Raw genomic sequence first — 17,726 nt, forward strand, 5'->3', positions numbered from 1 at the left:
ATATTTGATCAGAACAGTTCATGCCAGCGATATTGGCCGAGTGCGCTCTGTCAATGAGGATTCGGTCTGGATCGGCGCGACGCGCCACGGTTATACACTCGGCATAATTGCCGATGGGATGGGTGGACATCAGGCTGGTGAAACCGCAAGCAGGCTCGCTTTGGAGACAATGAGGAATAACCTGGACGGGTTAGAGCCTGAACTTCAAGACGAAGCTCTGCGTGATGCGTTGTCAGCTGCTATTTTGGAAGCTAACAGTACTGTGTTCAGGGAGGCTTCCGGTGACGATAAGTATCATAATATGGGTACTACTGTCGTTGCTGTTCTTTTGAATGGATCAAACGGATATATTGGCCATATCGGAGACAGCAGAGCCTATTTAATAAAAGACAGTGCGGCAGTTCAACTAACCGAGGATCATACGCTAGTCAATGAGCTGTTCAAGAACGGTCAGATCAGTGTGGAGGAATTGGATAATCATCCGCGTCGTAATGTGCTGACGAGGGCGCTTGGAACAGATGCTGAGGTTGAGGTTGATATGGCGCCTATAGCTCTGTTACCAGGGGAAATTTTGCTTCTATGCAGCGATGGTTTAAGCAACTTTGTCACAAATGAGCATTTAGGCAAAGTAGCAGGTATACATGAGATATCGTTAGAGGAAAGAGCGGACCGTTTACTTCAGCTGGCACTGCTCGCCGGCGGTGGCGATAATATTAGCGTCGCTTTGTTAGAACATCATGGAGAGGCCGCTGTGCCCGAAACAAAGGAGTGGGATTGATGATCGGTCACGAATTGGGCGGCCGTTACCAAGTCATCGAACGGATCGGCGGAGGTGGAATGGCGCTCGTCTATAGAGCACATGACATTCTTTTAAACCGAAATGTCGCCATCAAAGTATTGCGCAATCAGTTTGTGCATGACGAGGAATTTATTCGCCGTTTTAGGCGTGAGGCGCAGTCTGCCGCATCTTTGTCTCATCCGAATGTCGTCAGCATATACGATGTAGGACAAGAAGACGAAATTCATTACATTGTCATGGAGTATATTGAGGGTCAGAATCTTAATGAAATTATAAAAGAACGAGCGCCATTGCAGGTTGATGAATCCGTACGGATCGCTTCACAAATCTGTGATGCCCTAGATCATGCGCATCAGAATCAAATTATTCATCGTGATATAAAACCACATAATATCCTGATCGGACGCAATGGACGGGTGAAAGTAACCGATTTTGGGATTGCCCGCGCAGTTACGTCAACAACCATTACACAGACCGGTTCTGTGGTCGGTTCAGTACATTATTTCTCGCCAGAGCATGCCAAAGGTGTCTCTACAGGAGAAAAGTCTGACTTGTATTCATTAGGTATTGTACTTTATCAAATGCTTACTGGAAGCCTGCCCTTTTTGGGAGAGAGTCCGATTAGTGTAGCTTTAAAACATCTGCAAGAAGAGTTTGAAGAGCCAAAACTTCTGAATCCACTCATTCCGCAAAGCGTTGAGAATGTAATTCTGAGATCAATGCGTAAAAACCCGGAGGAGCGATACGACTCTGCCAAAGAAATGTTACAGGATTTGGAAACATGTTTATTGCCGGAGCGCCGCAGTGAGGCGAAGATTCTGTTCAACGATGAAGAAGATGAGGATCGTACGCGGGTTATCCCGGCGATAAAACCGATTCAAAGAAGCAATGGTAATCGTAATCATCGTGAGGAACGGATGGTTCGTGATGAAGATGATGAACCGGTGCCTTCAAGCAAAGGTAAAAAACAATGGGCAAAACCCACATTATGGATTGGGCTTACCTTACTGTTGCTGTTGGCTATGGCCAGTCTCGTATGGTACGTTAAATCACAGCTAGTTGTTCCTGAGGTTTCCGTTCCTTATGTAGTAGGTAAACAGATAGAACAAGCACAAACTGAGCTTGAGGATTTGGGGCTTGAGGTTGCTGATCCTATTCTGTATGACTACAGTCCGAATTTTGAAGAGAATGTGGTCATTAAGCAGAGTAGGGAAAAGGATGCCAAAGTGAAAAAAGGAGCGTCCCTTATACTCACTGTGAATACGGCTAAGCCATTACCCAAGATGCCAGATGTAGTTAACAAGAGCTTTGATGATGCGGTTAAGGCATTGATGGCGCTGGGTATAGCCCAAGACAGAATTGATAATAAACCTCTCTATGACGAAAATACAGATGAAGGTCTCATTGTAAAATCTGACCCTGCATTAAATACTGAATTCGATCCTGAGACGGTTCAAATCACCCTTTACGTTAGTAAAGGAGAAGAAAGTGTACTGTTGCCAGATCTCATCGGTAAGACGGAGAGTGAGGCAAAGGCGCTGCTTGAAGGTGCCAAGCTTGTTCTTGGAGAAGTGAAGAAAGAATCCAGCTTCAGTATTGAAGAAGGTAAAGTAACAAAGACTTGGGCATTTGATAAAGGGACAGGTACTTCTGTTCCACCTGGAACAGCGATTACGATTTACTTAAGTACAGGTTATCCACCTGAAGCCCTGAATTATACCTTTAATGTGCCAGTCGCTCCTGCTCAGGATGGGAAAAAGAGCAAGATTCGTATCGAATTCGTGGATGCACGCAATAATGGAGAGAAACAGGATTGGGGAACACGTACCATTGGAAAGAGCCAAGTGTTATCCGTTAATCTAGTATTGGCTCCTAATAAAGATGGTTCGGTTATTGTTACCCGTGACGGTGTGCTTTTGGACACTTATGTCATTCCTTATATCGATGCGAAGAACGGAACCGTTCAGGAGCCTGAACCACCAGTTATAGCAACACCACAGCCAACTCCAACACCTTCTGCTGAACCTACGCCTACAATTGAACCTACGATTGAACCGGAGATCTTGCCGGGTTCAGGTTCAGAGAATGACGGAGGGAATAACGGGGCGGTGAATCAAACAGGGTTCATAAACAATAGTTCTATAAATAGTGAATCGACTAATAATGGCAATAATAAGCACAACAATAAAGGCAAGGATAAATCTAAAGATAAAAACAACAACTAAACAGGGTTTAACCTGAACGGTTGGCGTAGCGAAATGACCCGGGGATATCAGACTTGGGTCATTTTCGCAAAATCAGGAGAGGAAGGCTCACTATGTATGCCTGAAGGAATAATTGTTAAGGCGTTAAGCGGTTATTATTATGTGAAACCGCTCCGCGAAGGATTAATTGCGACTGAAGAGCATTCTGTTCAATGCAGAGGCCGAGGAATTCTCAAGAAAAAAGGGATCGCTCCGCTAGTTGGAGATCGGGTTATTTATATCCTTACTGAGAATGGAGAAGGAATGGTGGATGAACTTCTACCTAGAGAATCTGAACTGATTCGTCCACCTGTAGCGAATGTTAAGCTCGCAGTGCTTTTATTCTCCGTTCGGGAGCCCGATATGAACCTGAATCTGTTGGACAAGTTTCTAGTTCATATTGAGCATTCGGGTCTGGAACCCCTAATTGTTCTGACTAAACAGGATTTGGCGGATGATGATGGTGAAGCTACCCGTTATGTTAAAGAACTTTATGAGGATATCGGATATGAAGTGATGGTCACAAGTTCACTTACTGGTGCCGGAAGCGATGAGCTAAGACAAAGGCTTACTGGAGGCATCAGCGTATTTGCGGGTCAATCCGGGGTTGGTAAGTCCACCTTATTGAATCGTATTGTTCCAGGGCTTAAACTGGAGACTGGAGAGATCAGTTTACGATTGGGACGTGGTCGTCATACGACCCGTCATGTGGAGCTGATGGATATTGGTGGTGGAGGTTTTGTTGCAGATACCCCAGGTTTTAGTCAGCTTGATTTCTTGGAGCTTGGTGTAGAAGAGCTGTCCACTTGTTTTCGTGAATTTGCTCAATACGCATCCGATTGTAAGTTCCGGGGCTGCAGTCATCAGCATGAACCAGACTGCCGTGTAATAGAGGCTTGGAAAGCAGGGAAAATTGCGGATAGTCGTTATGATCATTACAAACTGTTTTTTAATGAAATGAAAGATAAAAAGCGGAGGTACTAACATCATGATACGAATAGCACCATCTTTATTGTCGGCGGATTTCGCGCGTTTAGGTCCAGAAGTTGCAGAGGCGGAAGCCAGTGGTGGAGATTGGATACATGTGGATGTAATGGACGGTCATTTTGTGCCGAATATCACGTTGGGTCCACCTATTGTAAAAGCTGTATCGTTACATACCAAGCTGCCACTTGATGTTCACTTGATGATTGAATCACCAGAACGTTATATCCCTGATTTTGCTGCAGCTGGTGCAAGTGTGATCACCGTTCACGCTGAGGCATGCGTTCATTTGCATCGTGTGGTTCATCAGATCAAGGAACTGGGGCTGAAGGCAAGTGTAGCAATTAATCCGGGTACTCCGGCATCAGCGGTGCGTGAGGTGCTGGAGGATGTGGATATGATTCTGGTGATGACCGTTAATCCAGGCTTTGGTGGTCAAGCATTCATTCCTAACACTTTGCGCAAAATCACTCAAATTCGAGAATGGGCGAATGAAGTGAATCCAGATTTATTGATCGAAGTAGATGGTGGAGTATCGGAAGATACAGCACCATTGGTTGTGGCAGCTGGAGCCGATGTTTTGGTAGCGGGGAATGCAGTTTTTGGCCGGAGTGATCGTGCTGCGGCGATCCAAGGAATTCGAGAAGCAGCCGAATCAGCACTGTGTTAAAAAATAGGCGATTGAGACTAGAGGTATAGGCCAAGTCCTCGGTGCATAAATATGGTTACATGAGCAGAAATCTCATGTAGCCTTTTTTTGTTTTGGCAGGGAGGACTGCAGTTCGTTTCCGTTATTGACAAGAGGAAAGTCTCCTGCGTACGGCATGAATTGATGGGAGGGTAAATCATGAAATTTTACACGTTTAAGCTGCCAAGGTTTTTGGGAGGTTTTGTTAAAGCAATATTGAACACATTTCAGAAGAGTTAAGCCTCTAACAGAAAAGAAAACATGAAAAAAAGCACCTTACAAATGTAAAGGGTGCTTTTTGCTTCATATAAGTTATCGTTCGGTCTTAAAAATTGCTAAAGACTAAACGCGTTCAACTTTACCGGCTTTCAAAGCACGGGTGCTGACGTACACGCGTTTTGGTTTACCGTTCACGAGGATACGGACCTTCTGAACGTTAACTCCCCAAGAACGACGGTTGCGGTTATTAGCGTGAGACACGTGGTTGCCGCTGCTCGGTTTCTTGCCTGTTACTGCACATTTGCGGGACATAGATTACACCTCCTTATTCCTAACACCTGCATAAACAATACTTATCTATAATATCACAGCAAATTTTGCTACGTCAACCGATTCAAAAACATTTATTTCTTTTAATACTTATAGTACAATGTAAATTAGTGCATTATGTCCTGTTAATCATAGAATGATTAGGCATGAAGTTAGGAAGGGGAATTCTCAATTGAGTAAGCGTTCTATAAACGGAACAGATTTTACCGCTATGGTATTGGCTGGAGCGGATAAGCTGCAACAGCATGCAGAACACGTCAATTCCCTAAATGTTTTTCCGGTCCCAGACGGAGATACCGGTACAAACATGAATTTGACGATGACCGCAGGTGCGAATGAATTAAAGAAAAATAACACCACTTCTGTGGGCCAATGTGCAGGTGTACTCTCCAAGGGCTTATTAATGGGAGCTCGCGGGAATTCCGGCGTTATTTTGTCCCAGTTATTCAGAGGGTTTAGCAGGTATGCGGCTCAACATGATGAGCTTAATACACAGCAGTTCGCTGCTGCGCTGCAAACCGGAGTGGACGCTGCGTATAAAGCAGTTGTAAAACCTGTAGAGGGAACTATTCTTACTGTAGCTAAAGAGGCTGCAAGACATGCTGTTTATTATGCCCGCCGTACTACTGACGTTGTGGAGCTGATGACAGAGGTATTAGCCAAAGCAAAAGAAGCCTTAGCTTATACGCCTGAGCAATTACCTGTATTGAAGCAAGTCGGTGTTGTAGATTCTGGCGGTCAAGGTTTGGTCTACATTTATGAAGGGTTTCACCAGCATCTGACGAACGGAAGTACCGGTCTGTCTGAATCTGTGCAAGGACAAACCCACACACCCGTTGCACCAGCGCCTAAACCCATGTTAACGAAACCTGAAAATGAACTGTTTTCTGTACAGTCTTCTGCACAGTCACAGCTATCTACTGAAGATATAGAATTTCTATATGATATGGAGTTTTTCATTAATCGCCAGTTAGGCGTTAACGTGAGAACTAATTTTGATGAGGAAGCTTTTAGGAAAGCGTTGTCAGTTAATGGCGATTCCATTATTGTAATTTCGGATGATGAGACGATTAAAGTGCATGTGCACTCTAAGGCTCCGGGTGAAGTGATGAACTTGGCTCTTCTTTATGGGGAGATCACGCAGATTCATATTCTTAATATGCGAGAGCAGCATCGTGACCTGCTGACTGCGGGTATGGATATTGCACCGATGCCTGATGTGTTCGCTGATATGCCGAATGAGAAGAGTGCAGTGCAAATGTCTCCTGCTGAGCCACCAGCTGATGATTTGGCACCTTACGGCTTCATTGCGGTATCTTCTGGCGCAGGTATTGCTGATATTTTCAAAAGCCTTGGAGTGGACGTAGTCCTTGCTGGTGGTCAAACAATGAATCCTAGCACGGAGGATTTCGTGAACGCGATTTCTTCTATATCTGCGAAGCATGTTTATATTTTGCCGAATAACTCGAACATTGTTCTTGCCGCTCAACAAGCTAAAGATCTTCTAGAAGGCGAACGTGAGATTACGGTGATTCCAAGTAAAAGTATTCCACAGGGAATAGCAGCAGCTTTTGCGTTCCAAGAGGAAGATGCTGTGGAGACTAATTCTGAGAATATGCTGGAAGCAATCTCTCATGTGAAATCCGGACAAGTAACGAACGCTGTGCGTGATACAAGCTTTGATGGGCTGGAGATTAAATCGGGCCAATTTATTGGGATTTCTAATTCTAAAATTGTTGCTGCGGCGGATGATCTTTTGGCTGCAAGTCAGGCGCTGTTATCCAACATGCTGGAGAATGGCGACGAAATCGTCACGATCCTTATTGGTGCAGAAACAGAATCCGAGGCTACTGATTCTTTGAGTGAGTGGCTGGAAGAGACTTATCCGAATGTGGAAGTTGAGATTCATGAGGGTGGCCAACCCCTGTATTATTATCTGTTCTCTGTAGAGCCATAGGTAGGAATTAATGGTTCTTTAACAATGGAGTAGAAATTTGCTATTGCGTAGTTGGCAAAATTATAGCTTGGGGGAGAAAATCCATGAATCGTACCATTATCGTCACCGACAGCACTTCAGATATCCCGCCAACAATGGCGGAAACGTACGGAATTGAGGTAGTACCGTTGACCTTAATGTTCGGCGAAGAGGCTTTTAGGGACAATCTGGATATGACTCCGGAGCAGTTCTATGAGCGTCTTCCCCGTACCTCACAGCTGCCGACTACTTCTCAACCCTCACCGGTTGAATATATGAATGTGTACCGCAGTATTCTGGAGCGTAACCCGGGCTGTTCTATCCTTTCCTTTCATATTTCTTCTGGACTGAGCGGGACTTATCAATCTGCATTGCTGGCTAAATCGATGCTGGAGGAAGAGGGAGAAGGAATCACTGTTGTGGATTCTCTCTCCGCTTCTTATGGTTTTGGATTTATGGTAGTGGAAGCTGCCAGAATGTCTGCTGAGGGCAAAGGACCTGAAGAGATACTTGAGGCTGTAGAAAGCCTACGTCAATCGCGTAAGCTTTACTTCTTAGTAGATACACTTGAATATTTACAAAAAGGCGGGAGAATTGGGAAAGCCTCCGCTATTCTGGGGACACTTCTGAATATTAAGCCGATCCTGTCCATTGATGCAGAAGGAATTATTTATGCGGTGGAGAAAGTTAGAGGCCGTAAGAAGGCTGTCGCCCGTATGATTGAACTGTTCAAGCGGGATCTGCAGGGTGTAAACAAAATCAATGTGGCCGTGGGTCATACGGCTGAACCGGCTTCCGGCGAGGAGTTCCTGAATGAGCTTGCAGGACACTTCACCTTGGAAGAAAAAGTGCTGACGAACGTCGGCCCTGTCGTGGGCAGCCATGTCGGTAACGGTACATTAGCTGTGTTCATTTGGCCTGCAAAATGAGGGATAAATATGACACTGGCATTAAATCAAATTGAAGTAAAAAACATAACTGGCGTGAGTGCTCAAAAGCAAAGCGAGCTTCACGCCTTTGGCGTCTTTACAGTAAAGGATTTATTAGAGTATTATCCGTTCCGCTACGAGGATTATCGGCCCCGCTCGCTTAGCGAGACTAAACACGGGGATAAAGTGACCGTTGAGGCAAAAGTGATCGGTATCCCTGTGCTGCAGCGCTTTGGCGGCAAGTCACGTCTCAGCTGTAAGATGGTTGCAGAGCCCTGGATGTTCACAGCAACCTGGTTTAACCGCCATTACGTAAGAGAGCAACTCACTGTGGGACGGGAAATTGTGCTGACCGGAAAATGGGATCAGAAGCGCAATCAGATTACAGTGACTGATTATGAATTTCCGGATCGTGGTGAAGGGAAGACGGGAACACTGCAGCCGGTCTATTCAGTAGGTGGTAAGATCACGCAGTCATGGATCAGGAAGGTTATTAATCAGGGACTTCAGCAGTACGGGGATCTGATTCCAGAAATTTTACCGCATTCTATTATGAGGGAATATGACTTCATGCCGCGTAAACGGGCCATTGCCACTATTCATAGGCCTGAGGACACTCGTGAAGGGCAGCAGGGGCGCCGTAGGATGGTGTATGAGGAACTATTCCTGTTCCAGTTGAAGATGCAAGCGTTCAGGGTTCTGAACCGCGGGCGGATGGATGGGGTAGTCCACACAGTGGATAACGCGACGGTACGCCAGTTCGTTCGCAGTCTGCCTTTTGAGCTTACAGATGCACAGAAACGTGTAGAGCTGGAGATTTTACATGATCTGCGTTCACCATATTGCATGAATCGTCTGCTGCAAGGAGATGTTGGCTCGGGTAAAACAGTGCTTGCGGCAGTGGCGCTTTTTGCTACGGTAAGATCTGGTTTTCAAGGTGCGCTTATGGTGCCTACAGAGATTTTAGCAGAGCAGCATATGCGTTCACTTACCAGAATGTTTGAGCCGTTCGGGATTACTGTAGGACTCCTTACGGGCAGTGTGACTGGCCGAAAACGTAAAGAATTATTGGCCTCGTTGCAAATGGGGATGCTTGATATCGTGGTAGGAACACATGCTTTGATTCAGGAGGATGTATTTTTCCGTGATCTGGGTCTTGTAGTAACTGACGAGCAGCATCGTTTTGGTGTGAATCAGCGTGGTGTATTGCGGCGTAAAGGATATAATCCGGATGTACTGACGATGACGGCGACGCCTATTCCTCGTACGCTTGCTATCTCTGTTTTTGGAGATATGGATGTATCCACTTTATCTGAGAGGCCGAAAGGCCGGGTGCCAATAACTAGTTACTGGGTAAAGCATGATCTTATGGATCGTGTGCTGAATTTGATTAAGCGTGAAATTGATCTCGGTCGTCAAGCTTATCTGATCTGTCCGCTTATTGAAGAGTCAGAGAAGCTGGATGTGCAGAATGCTATTGATTTGCATATTCAGATGAGCCAAGCTTTCCCTAGCTATAAAGTTGGGCTTTTACATGGTAAAATGACTCCCGCTGAAAAAGATGAAGTGATGCGGGCGTTTTATAACAATGAGCTGCAGCTGCTTGTGTCCACTACGGTGGTGGAGGTGGGTGTAGACGTTCCTAATGCTACATTGATGATCATTATGGATGCGGATCGTTTTGGCCTGTCACAGCTGCACCAGCTGCGTGGACGGGTAGGAAGAGGGCAGCATGCCTCTTTTTGTGTGTTGGTAGCTGATCCAAAATCTGAAATCGGACGTGAGCGAATGACTGCCATGACCGATACGGATGACGGATTTGAGATTTCCCGAAGGGATTTGGAGCTGCGTGGTCCGGGGGACTTTTTTGGGACAAAGCAGAGTGGATTACCGGAGTTTCGGCTGGCAGATATGACGGCTGACTTTGAAATTCTCGAGCAGGCGCGGGATGATGTTGCTGAGCTGCTTAAGGATGAAGCCTTTTGGACATCACCTGAATATGCAGCTCTTCGGCATTATTTACAGAGTGAACAGATCTTCCAAGGAGAATTAATTGACTAACTAGGCACATGTAGCACCGAAGGCTCATATACTGTGAAAGATTGGATATGACGGGAGGTGCTACACTTGGGTTATCAACAATTCGGAATTAGCCCTCAGTTGGTGGATCGCATCAAGCTGAAGATGAAAAACTCGACTGTGAAGGATCGTATCAAAAGTATGATTGAGGGCATCTCGAAACAGGAGCTGCAGGATCCTGCGGTTGTTCGCAGATTGGTACGAAAAGCGTCAGGTGTATTGAACGAGAAATTGACCTCGACACAGGAAGAACAAATTGTAAAGTTTATCATCGCGCAGAAAATCGATCCGAACAACACCTTTCATTTGATCCGCTTGTGGGGAATGTTCCGTTAAGTAGCGGATTAAATGAAAAGTAGGGGTTGTCCATAGATGGTTTTTTCATCGTATGTGACAGTCTGCAAGCAGCGATCCTCCTATTACTGGAGGATCGCTGCTTTGCGTTTTTGGTCGCAGTTACGGCAAGCTGCAATACGTTTCTATTCTTGACAACCGATGCCACCGAATCGTGGTCATTCGTCGTCCGGTACCGCTGAATGATGTTCATCCATCGTTTGATGCCACCGAATCATGTTCATCTATCGTCCGATCCCGCCGAATCATGATCATCCGCTATCCGATCCCGCCGAATTATATCCATCCTACGTCTAATACCACCGAATCATAGTCATCCGCCGTCCGATACCCCGAATCACATTCACCCGCCGTAAGATGTCGCCGAATCATGTTCATCCACTGTCCGATCCCGCCGAATCAAGTTCATCCACCGTCCGCTGACCCCGAATCATGTTCATCCGCAAGTCGATCCCGCCGAATTATGTTCATCCGCTGAGGTATTCGGACTCCAATGACGTTATTTACAAATATATCGCCTTTGGAGCAAGGTTTCGGACTCCAGTGCAGTTATTCATAAGAAATAGACTCGTAGTTGGTGTTTTTTGTGCCAATTGGAGCTATGCGGTCCGATAGCATTCAAAATTCAGGATAATTCCGCGTATAAGGTCCGCTGTGTCCGATGCCACCGAATTCCATTCATCTGCCGTGGGGTACCGCTGAATTATGTTTATCCATCGTCTGATGCTACCGATTCATGTTCATATATAGTCTGATGCTACCGTATCAACTTCATCTGCTGTCGGGTACCACCGAATCTTGTTCATCCGCAAGTCGATCCCGTCGAATCATGATCATCCGCTGTGGCTTTCGGACTCCAATGACGTTATTCACAAATATATCGCCTTTGGAGCAAGGTTTCGGACCCCAGTGCAGTTATTCATAAGAAATAAGCTCATAGTTGGCGTTTTTTGTGCCAATAGGAGCTATGGGGTCCGATAGCATCCAAAATTCAGGGTAATTTCGCGTATAAGGTCTCCTGTGCCCGATGCCACCGAATTCCATTCATCTGCCGTGGGGTACCGCTGAATTATATTTATCCATCGTCTGATGCTACCGAATCAAGTTCATCTGCTGTAGGGTACTACCGAATCTTGTTCATCCGCAAGTCGCTACCGCCGAATCATGATCATCCGCAAGTCGCTACCGCCGAATCATGATCATCCGCTGTGGCATTCGGACTCCAATGACGTTATTCACAAATATATCGCCTTTGGAGCAAGGTTTCGGACCCCAGTGCAGTTATTCATAAGAAATAAGCTCATAGTTGGCGTTTTTTGTGCCAATAGGAGCTATGGGTCCGATAGCATCCAAAATTCAGGATTATTTCGCGTATAAGGTCTCCTAAGTCCGATAGCTGCCTCAATCGCGCAAACATGTTAGATTAAGCGAAGTTTGAGGCCTCGATCAAGAAGTTTTGGGTCTCAAACAAAAAAAAGGAGTCTTCGCTCAAGAAATTAGGTCTCGCTCAGAAAAATTGGTTGCGATCAAAGGCTAAATTCAAAAAGAAGGGAGCGTTCCAGCCATTTTCATGGCTTAAGGGCGCTCCCTTTTTTTATTCGTGTAAGCGTGTTTGTCTATGATCTTTAGTGGCTGATCTGAACACAATTTGGCTCTCTGAATCACACTGTAGAACGAGTGCCCGAAGATGCTCTTCTTCCATTCTGTTCGTCAGACAAAACAACGTGCTAACCTCTCCATCTTGCCCTGAACCTTCAGCAATCGCAGCTTCTCGGTTTAGGGAGCTTGCGATTGCTTGCTGAATGTCCAAACATCGGCTGCTGGTAATCCAAGCAGTGCGGGAGTGGGATAATCCCCGTAGTGAGATACGAACACCTTCGAAAGCCAGCAGGTAGGCAATAATAGAATACATTGCTTGCTCCCAACCGAACAATGTTCCTGCAAAAAGCAGAATTGCACAGTTCAGGATCATAATAACGACTTCCGTTGATTTTGGAGGTCCGCCGCTCAGCAGAGAATACCCCTGGTCACTGGCTTGTTTATTTACACCGCCGAATCTCACAGATATTCCAATACCTACTCCAAGACAGATGCCTCCTGCCATTGCGGCAGGTAAAGGATCGCTAATCACAGCAGGAAAACGATGCAGCGCAAGAGACGCGATGGTTAGGCAGGTTAATCCCAAAACAGTGTAAAGAGCAAAGCGGAGATTTACTTGCTTTCGCGACATAAATATAAAGGGCAGATTGAATAGAAATAGAAACAATCCAAGCTGCATTTCAGTAGTATGAGCGAATAATGCGGATAAACCTGTAATCCCGCCGACAACAAGGCCATGTGGCATTAAAAATAATTCCAATCCTACAGCAGCAAGCAATGCGCCGGCAATGACTGTGAGAACTCGGAAGGTAGAGCTTCTTTGTAGCTGTTGACGTTGATTTATTTTGTTCTGCATAGTTTTTCCTCCTTCAACAGGGGAAACGACCTTACTCATTTTCAGTGGCTATGGCAGATTTTTTGGATATTCGTGCATCATGTCGTTTCTCAAAGTTGAATACTTTATCCATTATTTTATAAATCTATTTAGATTCCTTCGTCAGACAATGTCCAAGGACAACAAGGATCAGCACGTAAATGTCTGGGAATGTCTGCAAATAGTTGCAAATAGCTGCGAACGGCTGCAAATGGCTGCAAATAGTGAAGACTAGCCAGCACTCCGCCTGCTTTACCCAAATTGGCTATAACAATTTAAAGTTTATCCCGTGAGACTATAGGCATCCAATGATAGATGAAGCATGAAGGCTGTGACCAACGCTACGTCCGGCCAGCAAGCCTGCAACGAAGTTGCCAATCAGCATAACGATAACTGCTGCAAGGGAGTACCAGAGCGCCTCACCGCCTAAGGTAGGCGGATGTACCTCAGTCTCAAGCTGAAGAAGAAGATGGCACCTAAGAAATAACGAAATAGGATCACGAGCTTTTCAATTCGTCTCACATGTTCGGTTTCAGCGAGGAAAAGTCCACTAGTAGTGCGCCAATAACTTCTGTCTGCTAGACGAGTGCTCTCGGAGAATCCGGCAATCAAGAATAGTGCTGCGAATATTACTAATGTAAAAGCGCTCCGGAACGGATATCCAGAACATGGTTCAGCCAAGATACTTGCTTTCTTCCAGTGGATGATGAGCAATGCGAGCATGTATACCCACCGGGAAATCCGCATCTCTATAATTCATGAACCTAAGATTTTTATCAATTGAAGTTCTAAATTCCCTTCAGCCGACATTCATTTAGGGCAGAGGTGAACTTCGTTAGTGGAGTGAAATTAGAAAATGAGACGTGAATTTTAACAGGTACAGCCGCAGTCGAAGCAGGAATTTATAAATCACTGGACGGAACAGTAAAGAAAGTACAGGGAGTATTGCAATTACCGCAAGTGACTTCGCTCCCCACTGTTCAGTTATTTTGATGGCTCCTACCTGAGGGGTTATTTGAGGTGCAATCCTTACGGGAGGTGTAAACTTTCGCTCGTAGCGTTCAATTTCGGATGTCGTTGATTCTTGCTCCGTAGTGAATAATCCTCCAGACCAGGCAGGTGGAAAAGAGAACATCATTCCCAGAATTAGGACTATACGAAGAAACCAATGTAGTGATAAATGCGCTATATATTGCACCGAAATAACACCTCCCAACTGTATGTAGTATAAAAAGCATACCATACCTTTTCCTTTGAATCCAAATTGTTTTGTGAAAAAAATTCATATATAGATGATGAAAACATGAAACCGAACGGGAAAAATGACGTATTTCGCAGCATAGATAACTTTTATTATCTTGTTTCAGTCAGGAGGGATAAATTTGAGCGAATGGCAGGATTTTAAAGGTTTTGATGAGCGCAGCTTTTTCGGAAGTTTCATTCATGAGATGCCACTGTTTTTTAAATTATTTGCTTTGCTTTTTCTTGGCTTTTTCGTTTTTATAATTGTTAAATCAGTGAGAATCTGGATGTCCAATAACGCAAGTCCCTTGATAAAAGCAAACTGCACAGCGGTCACCAAACGAACCGAGGTATGGGGTGGATCCGGTGAATCGAGAGCAAATACTAGTTATTATGTTACCTTTGAGTTTGCCGATGGCTCTCGTTTAGAGTTGCAGGTAAGAGATCAGGATTTTGGCCTGATTGTAGAAGGTGACCGAGGTGAACTCCTGTATCAAGGGACTAGGTTTAAAAGCTTCAATCGCGATTTGAAGAAAGAACATCTAAATTTCTAAAAAAGTACATACCATTCAAGAATCACCATGCCTGTTTTGGGTAAAACTCATATGAGAGGTTTTACCAGATCTCAATTCTGGAAGGAGGCTATGGTCTTGAATTCAAATAATCCACAATCGCAAGGGCTGGTACCCTTCCATACACTGAGCGAGGAAGAAGTGCTGAATAGGCTGGAAACTCGGAAAGAGGGTTTATCTTCCGATGAAGCGGCTAAACTTCTGGAGCGATATGGGAAGAATGTACTGCAAGAAGCGAAGACTAAATCGCTATTAGAAAAGTTTATCGAACAATTTAAAAATGTAATGATCTTTATTTTGCTAGTAGCAGCTGTATTGTCAGGAGTTTTGGGGGAATGGACGGATACGATTATTATTTTGCTTGTAGTCATTCTGAACGCGGTGCTTGGAGTTATTCAGGAAAATAAGGCGGAGCAGGCACTCGATGCGCTTAAAAGCATGTCCTCTCCGCATGCCAGAGTAAGACGTTCCGGTCAGGTTACTGAGATAAAAAGTGAAGACCTCGTACCCGGGGATATCGTATTACTGGAAGCCGGAAATGTAGTTCCGGCGGATATAAGACTTTTGGAAGCTGCATCGTTAAAGACGGAGGAAGCCGCGCTTACAGGAGAATCATTGCCATCAGAAAAGCGGGCCGGTGTGCTTGAAGGCAGCGACATTGTAATCGGTGACCGCACCAATATGGCTTACATGAGCAGCAGTGTTACTTATGGCCGGGCGGTTGGTGTCGTTACAACAACAGGAATGCAGACGGAGGTCGGTAGAATTGCCGGTTTTATCTCGGAGGAAGATAATGATGTAACACCGCTGCAAAAAAAGCTGGATGAACTAGGGAAATATTTCACCTTTATTATTCTTGGCGTTTGCGTGATTATCTTTGCCGTTGGGATCTTCGAGGGAAGAGAGCTAATGGATATGCTACTCACCTCGATCTCACTTGCGGTAGCGGCTATCCCGGAAGGGCTGCCAGCAATTGTTACGATCATTCTCGCGCTTGGTGTGCAGCGAATGGCGGGACGAAAAGCGATCATTCGCAAGCTTCCTGCCGTGGAGACACTCGGAAGTACAGAGATTATATGCTCCGATAAGACAGGTACTTTAACATTAAATAAAATGACTGTCGAAAAAGTACATGTCAACGGAAAGACCACTGATTCCAGTGCAGGACTTGAAGGGATTCCTGGTGGTGAGTTATTGCTTCAAGCTATGACGCTTTGTAATGACTCCAGCATTGACGAAGGAAAGACTCCTAGTGAAACTGAAGCAAAAGCTGGAAACAAGGATCCCCAAACCAAGAGCGGAAAAGCAATCATCGGCGATCCGACGGAGACCGCGTTAGTCGATTATGCGCTTAGTATAGGTACTGACAAAAGGGAGCTTGAAAAGAAATATCCACGTAAAAATGAGCTGCCTTTTGACTCTGATCGCAAGCTGATGACAACGATTCATGAGGTAGAAGATGGTCGATATCGTGTGCTGACAAAGGGTGCACCAGATGTACTTTTGTCTAAATGCAGCCATATTTATGTGGATGGAGAAATTGTACCTCTACAAGACGAACATAAGCGGAATATCATGGAGAGTAATAAAATGCTCGCAAATGACGCACTTCGAGTGTTGGCGTTTGCTTTCCGAGATGAGGAGCAGCTGCCGACCGATCTTTCACCAGATACCACGGAGATAGAGTTAGTATTTATTGGTTTGGTTGGTATGATAGACCCTCCGCGTGAGGAAGTACGGGATGCGGTAGCCATCTGCCGTAAAGCGGGAATAAGACCTGTAATGATTACAGGGGATCATCGTGATACAGCAGCGGCTATTGCCAAAAGATTAGGGATTATTGAAGATGAATCAGGTGTATTAACGGGCAGTGAGCTGGATAAATTCAGCGAAGAGGAATTTGCGGAGAAGGTTACCGATTATTCGGTTTATGCACGCGTCTCTCCTGAACACAAGGTGCGTATCGTTAAGGCTTGGCGGCAAAAAGGAAAAATTGTGGCGATGACCGGAGATGGTGTAAATGATGCTCCTGCACTTAAATCATCCGACATCGGTGTGGGCATGGGGATAACCGGAACGGATGTTGCCAAGGGTGTATCAGATATGGTGCTTGCCGACGATAACTTTACGACTATAGTTGTTGCCGTTGAAGAAGGACGGAAAGTTTACAGCAATATCCGCAAAGCAATCCAGTTCCTTCTCTCCGCTAACCTTGGGGAAGTGCTGACATTATTTATTGCCACTATGATTGGTTGGCGTATTCTAGAGCCGATCCATATCCTGTGGATTAATCTCGTTACGGATACTTTACCTGCACTTGCCCTAGGGCTTGAGAAAGCCGGTGAGGATGTAATGGCGAAGAAGCCGCGTAAAGCAAGCAGTAGCATTTTTGCTGGCGGCGTAGGAATCGGGATTATATATCAAGGGATTATAGAAGCGGCACTTACGTTATTGGTGTACCAATGGGCGCATACGCATTACAATGAAGGTATTGCGGTTACAATGGCCTTTGCCACATTAGGATTACTGCAAATTGCCCATGCTTTTAACGTGAGATCCAATAAAAAATCGCTATTCCAGATCGGTTGGTTCAGCAATCGGTATATGTTATGGGCGTCGCTGATCTCTATACTAATGCTTGTGCTTGTGATCATCATCCCGGGCTTAAACGACTGGTTTGGTGTCTCACATTTAAGTGGAATACAGTGGGGAATAGTATGTGCAGCAGCTGTAGCGATTATTGTCATAGTAGAACTTGTAAAGCTGTTTGTCCGGATAAGCGGAAGGGGCAAGAGCTGGGATTAAGAATTTGGTTAAGAGTTGTAGTCAAAAAGCCTGA

At 45.2% G+C, this 17,726-nt stretch carries 14 protein-coding genes; 11 read left to right on the plus strand and 3 right to left on the minus strand.

The features are described from left to right. Window positions 1-4 precede the first annotated feature (4 nt). The 5 genes from MHB56_RS26400 to spoVM all read left to right on the plus strand — a co-directional run bounded on the left by MHB56_RS26400 (window position 5) and on the right by spoVM (window position 4,954). Window positions 5-778 (plus strand): Stp1/IreP family PP2C-type Ser/Thr phosphatase, encoded by a 774-nt coding sequence (locus MHB56_RS26400; RefSeq protein ID WP_076129149.1) that lies wholly within the window; start codon window positions 5-7, stop codon window positions 776-778. Beyond that, window positions 778-3,024, plus strand: a complete 2,247-nt coding sequence (gene pknB, locus MHB56_RS26405) for a Stk1 family PASTA domain-containing Ser/Thr kinase (protein ID WP_341144191.1) — start codon at window positions 778-780, stop codon at window positions 3,022-3,024. Before MHB56_RS26400 ends, pknB begins: the two co-directional genes overlap by 1 nt. 96 nt (window positions 3,025-3,120) lie before the next feature. Continuing rightward, window positions 3,121-4,026 (plus strand): ribosome small subunit-dependent GTPase A, encoded by a 906-nt coding sequence (rsgA, locus tag MHB56_RS26410; protein WP_341144192.1) that lies wholly within the window; start codon window positions 3,121-3,123, stop codon window positions 4,024-4,026. A 4-nt stretch (window positions 4,027-4,030) separates the two neighbouring features. After that, window positions 4,031-4,696, plus strand: coding sequence for a ribulose-phosphate 3-epimerase (rpe, locus tag MHB56_RS26415; RefSeq protein ID WP_076189881.1), 666 nt, complete (start codon window positions 4,031-4,033; stop codon window positions 4,694-4,696). Window positions 4,697-4,873: 177 nt separating this feature from the next. After that, window positions 4,874-4,954 carry a stage V sporulation protein SpoVM gene (spoVM, locus tag MHB56_RS26420; RefSeq protein ID WP_020431362.1) on the plus strand — a complete coding sequence of 27 codons (81 nt, stop codon included), beginning with the start codon at window positions 4,874-4,876 and terminating at the stop codon, window positions 4,952-4,954. 102 nt (window positions 4,955-5,056) lie between these two features. On the opposite strand, the gene rpmB is transcribed toward spoVM, so the two are convergent. Further along, window positions 5,057-5,245 (minus strand): 50S ribosomal protein L28, encoded by a 189-nt coding sequence (rpmB, locus tag MHB56_RS26425; RefSeq protein ID WP_036686205.1) that lies wholly within the window; start codon window positions 5,243-5,245, stop codon window positions 5,057-5,059. Between the two features lie 190 nt (window positions 5,246-5,435). Here rpmB and MHB56_RS26430 point away from each other — a divergent pair, with 190 nt between their 5' ends. The 4 genes from MHB56_RS26430 to MHB56_RS26445 all read left to right on the plus strand — a co-directional run bounded on the left by MHB56_RS26430 (window position 5,436) and on the right by MHB56_RS26445 (window position 10,582). Then, window positions 5,436-7,220 (plus strand): DAK2 domain-containing protein, encoded by a 1,785-nt coding sequence (locus MHB56_RS26430; RefSeq protein WP_341144193.1) that lies wholly within the window; start codon window positions 5,436-5,438, stop codon window positions 7,218-7,220. Window positions 7,221-7,303: 83 nt separating this feature from the next. Continuing rightward, complete coding sequence (locus MHB56_RS26435; protein WP_076304166.1) at window positions 7,304-8,167, plus strand: DegV family protein; 864 nt, start codon at window positions 7,304-7,306, stop codon at window positions 8,165-8,167. A 9-nt stretch (window positions 8,168-8,176) separates the two neighbouring features. Continuing rightward, window positions 8,177-10,228, plus strand: coding sequence for an ATP-dependent DNA helicase RecG (gene recG, locus MHB56_RS26440; RefSeq protein WP_076280818.1), 2,052 nt, complete (start codon window positions 8,177-8,179; stop codon window positions 10,226-10,228). Between the two features lie 66 nt (window positions 10,229-10,294). Further along, window positions 10,295-10,582 carry a stage VI sporulation protein F gene (locus MHB56_RS26445; RefSeq protein ID WP_036686212.1) on the plus strand — a complete coding sequence of 96 codons (288 nt, stop codon included), beginning with the start codon at window positions 10,295-10,297 and terminating at the stop codon, window positions 10,580-10,582. A gap of 1,612 nt (window positions 10,583-12,194) precedes the next feature. On the opposite strand, the gene MHB56_RS26450 is transcribed toward MHB56_RS26445, so the two are convergent. After that, a complete protein-coding gene (locus MHB56_RS26450; RefSeq protein ID WP_076125880.1) occupies window positions 12,195-13,055 on the minus strand; it encodes a YitT family protein in 861 nt (286 codons plus the stop codon). Between the two features lie 853 nt (window positions 13,056-13,908). Then, window positions 13,909-14,271 (minus strand): hypothetical protein, encoded by a 363-nt coding sequence (locus MHB56_RS26455; protein ID WP_339190668.1) that lies wholly within the window; start codon window positions 14,269-14,271, stop codon window positions 13,909-13,911. 184 nt (window positions 14,272-14,455) lie between these two features. On the opposite strand from MHB56_RS26455, the gene MHB56_RS26460 reads away from it, so the two are divergent. Both MHB56_RS26460 and MHB56_RS26465 read left to right on the plus strand, forming a co-directional pair. Continuing rightward, window positions 14,456-14,869, plus strand: coding sequence for a DUF2500 domain-containing protein (locus tag MHB56_RS26460; RefSeq protein ID WP_341144194.1), 414 nt, complete (start codon window positions 14,456-14,458; stop codon window positions 14,867-14,869). A gap of 126 nt (window positions 14,870-14,995) precedes the next feature. Further along, window positions 14,996-17,692 (plus strand): calcium-translocating P-type ATPase, SERCA-type, encoded by a 2,697-nt coding sequence (locus MHB56_RS26465; protein WP_341144393.1) that lies wholly within the window; start codon window positions 14,996-14,998, stop codon window positions 17,690-17,692. Window positions 17,693-17,726: the final 34 nt, after the last annotated feature.

The sequence above is a fragment of the Paenibacillus sp. FSL H8-0315 genome (genome assembly GCF_038005365.1).
In the GTDB taxonomy this organism is placed as follows: Bacteria; Bacillota; Bacilli; order Paenibacillales; family Paenibacillaceae; genus Paenibacillus_AQ; species Paenibacillus_AQ odorifer.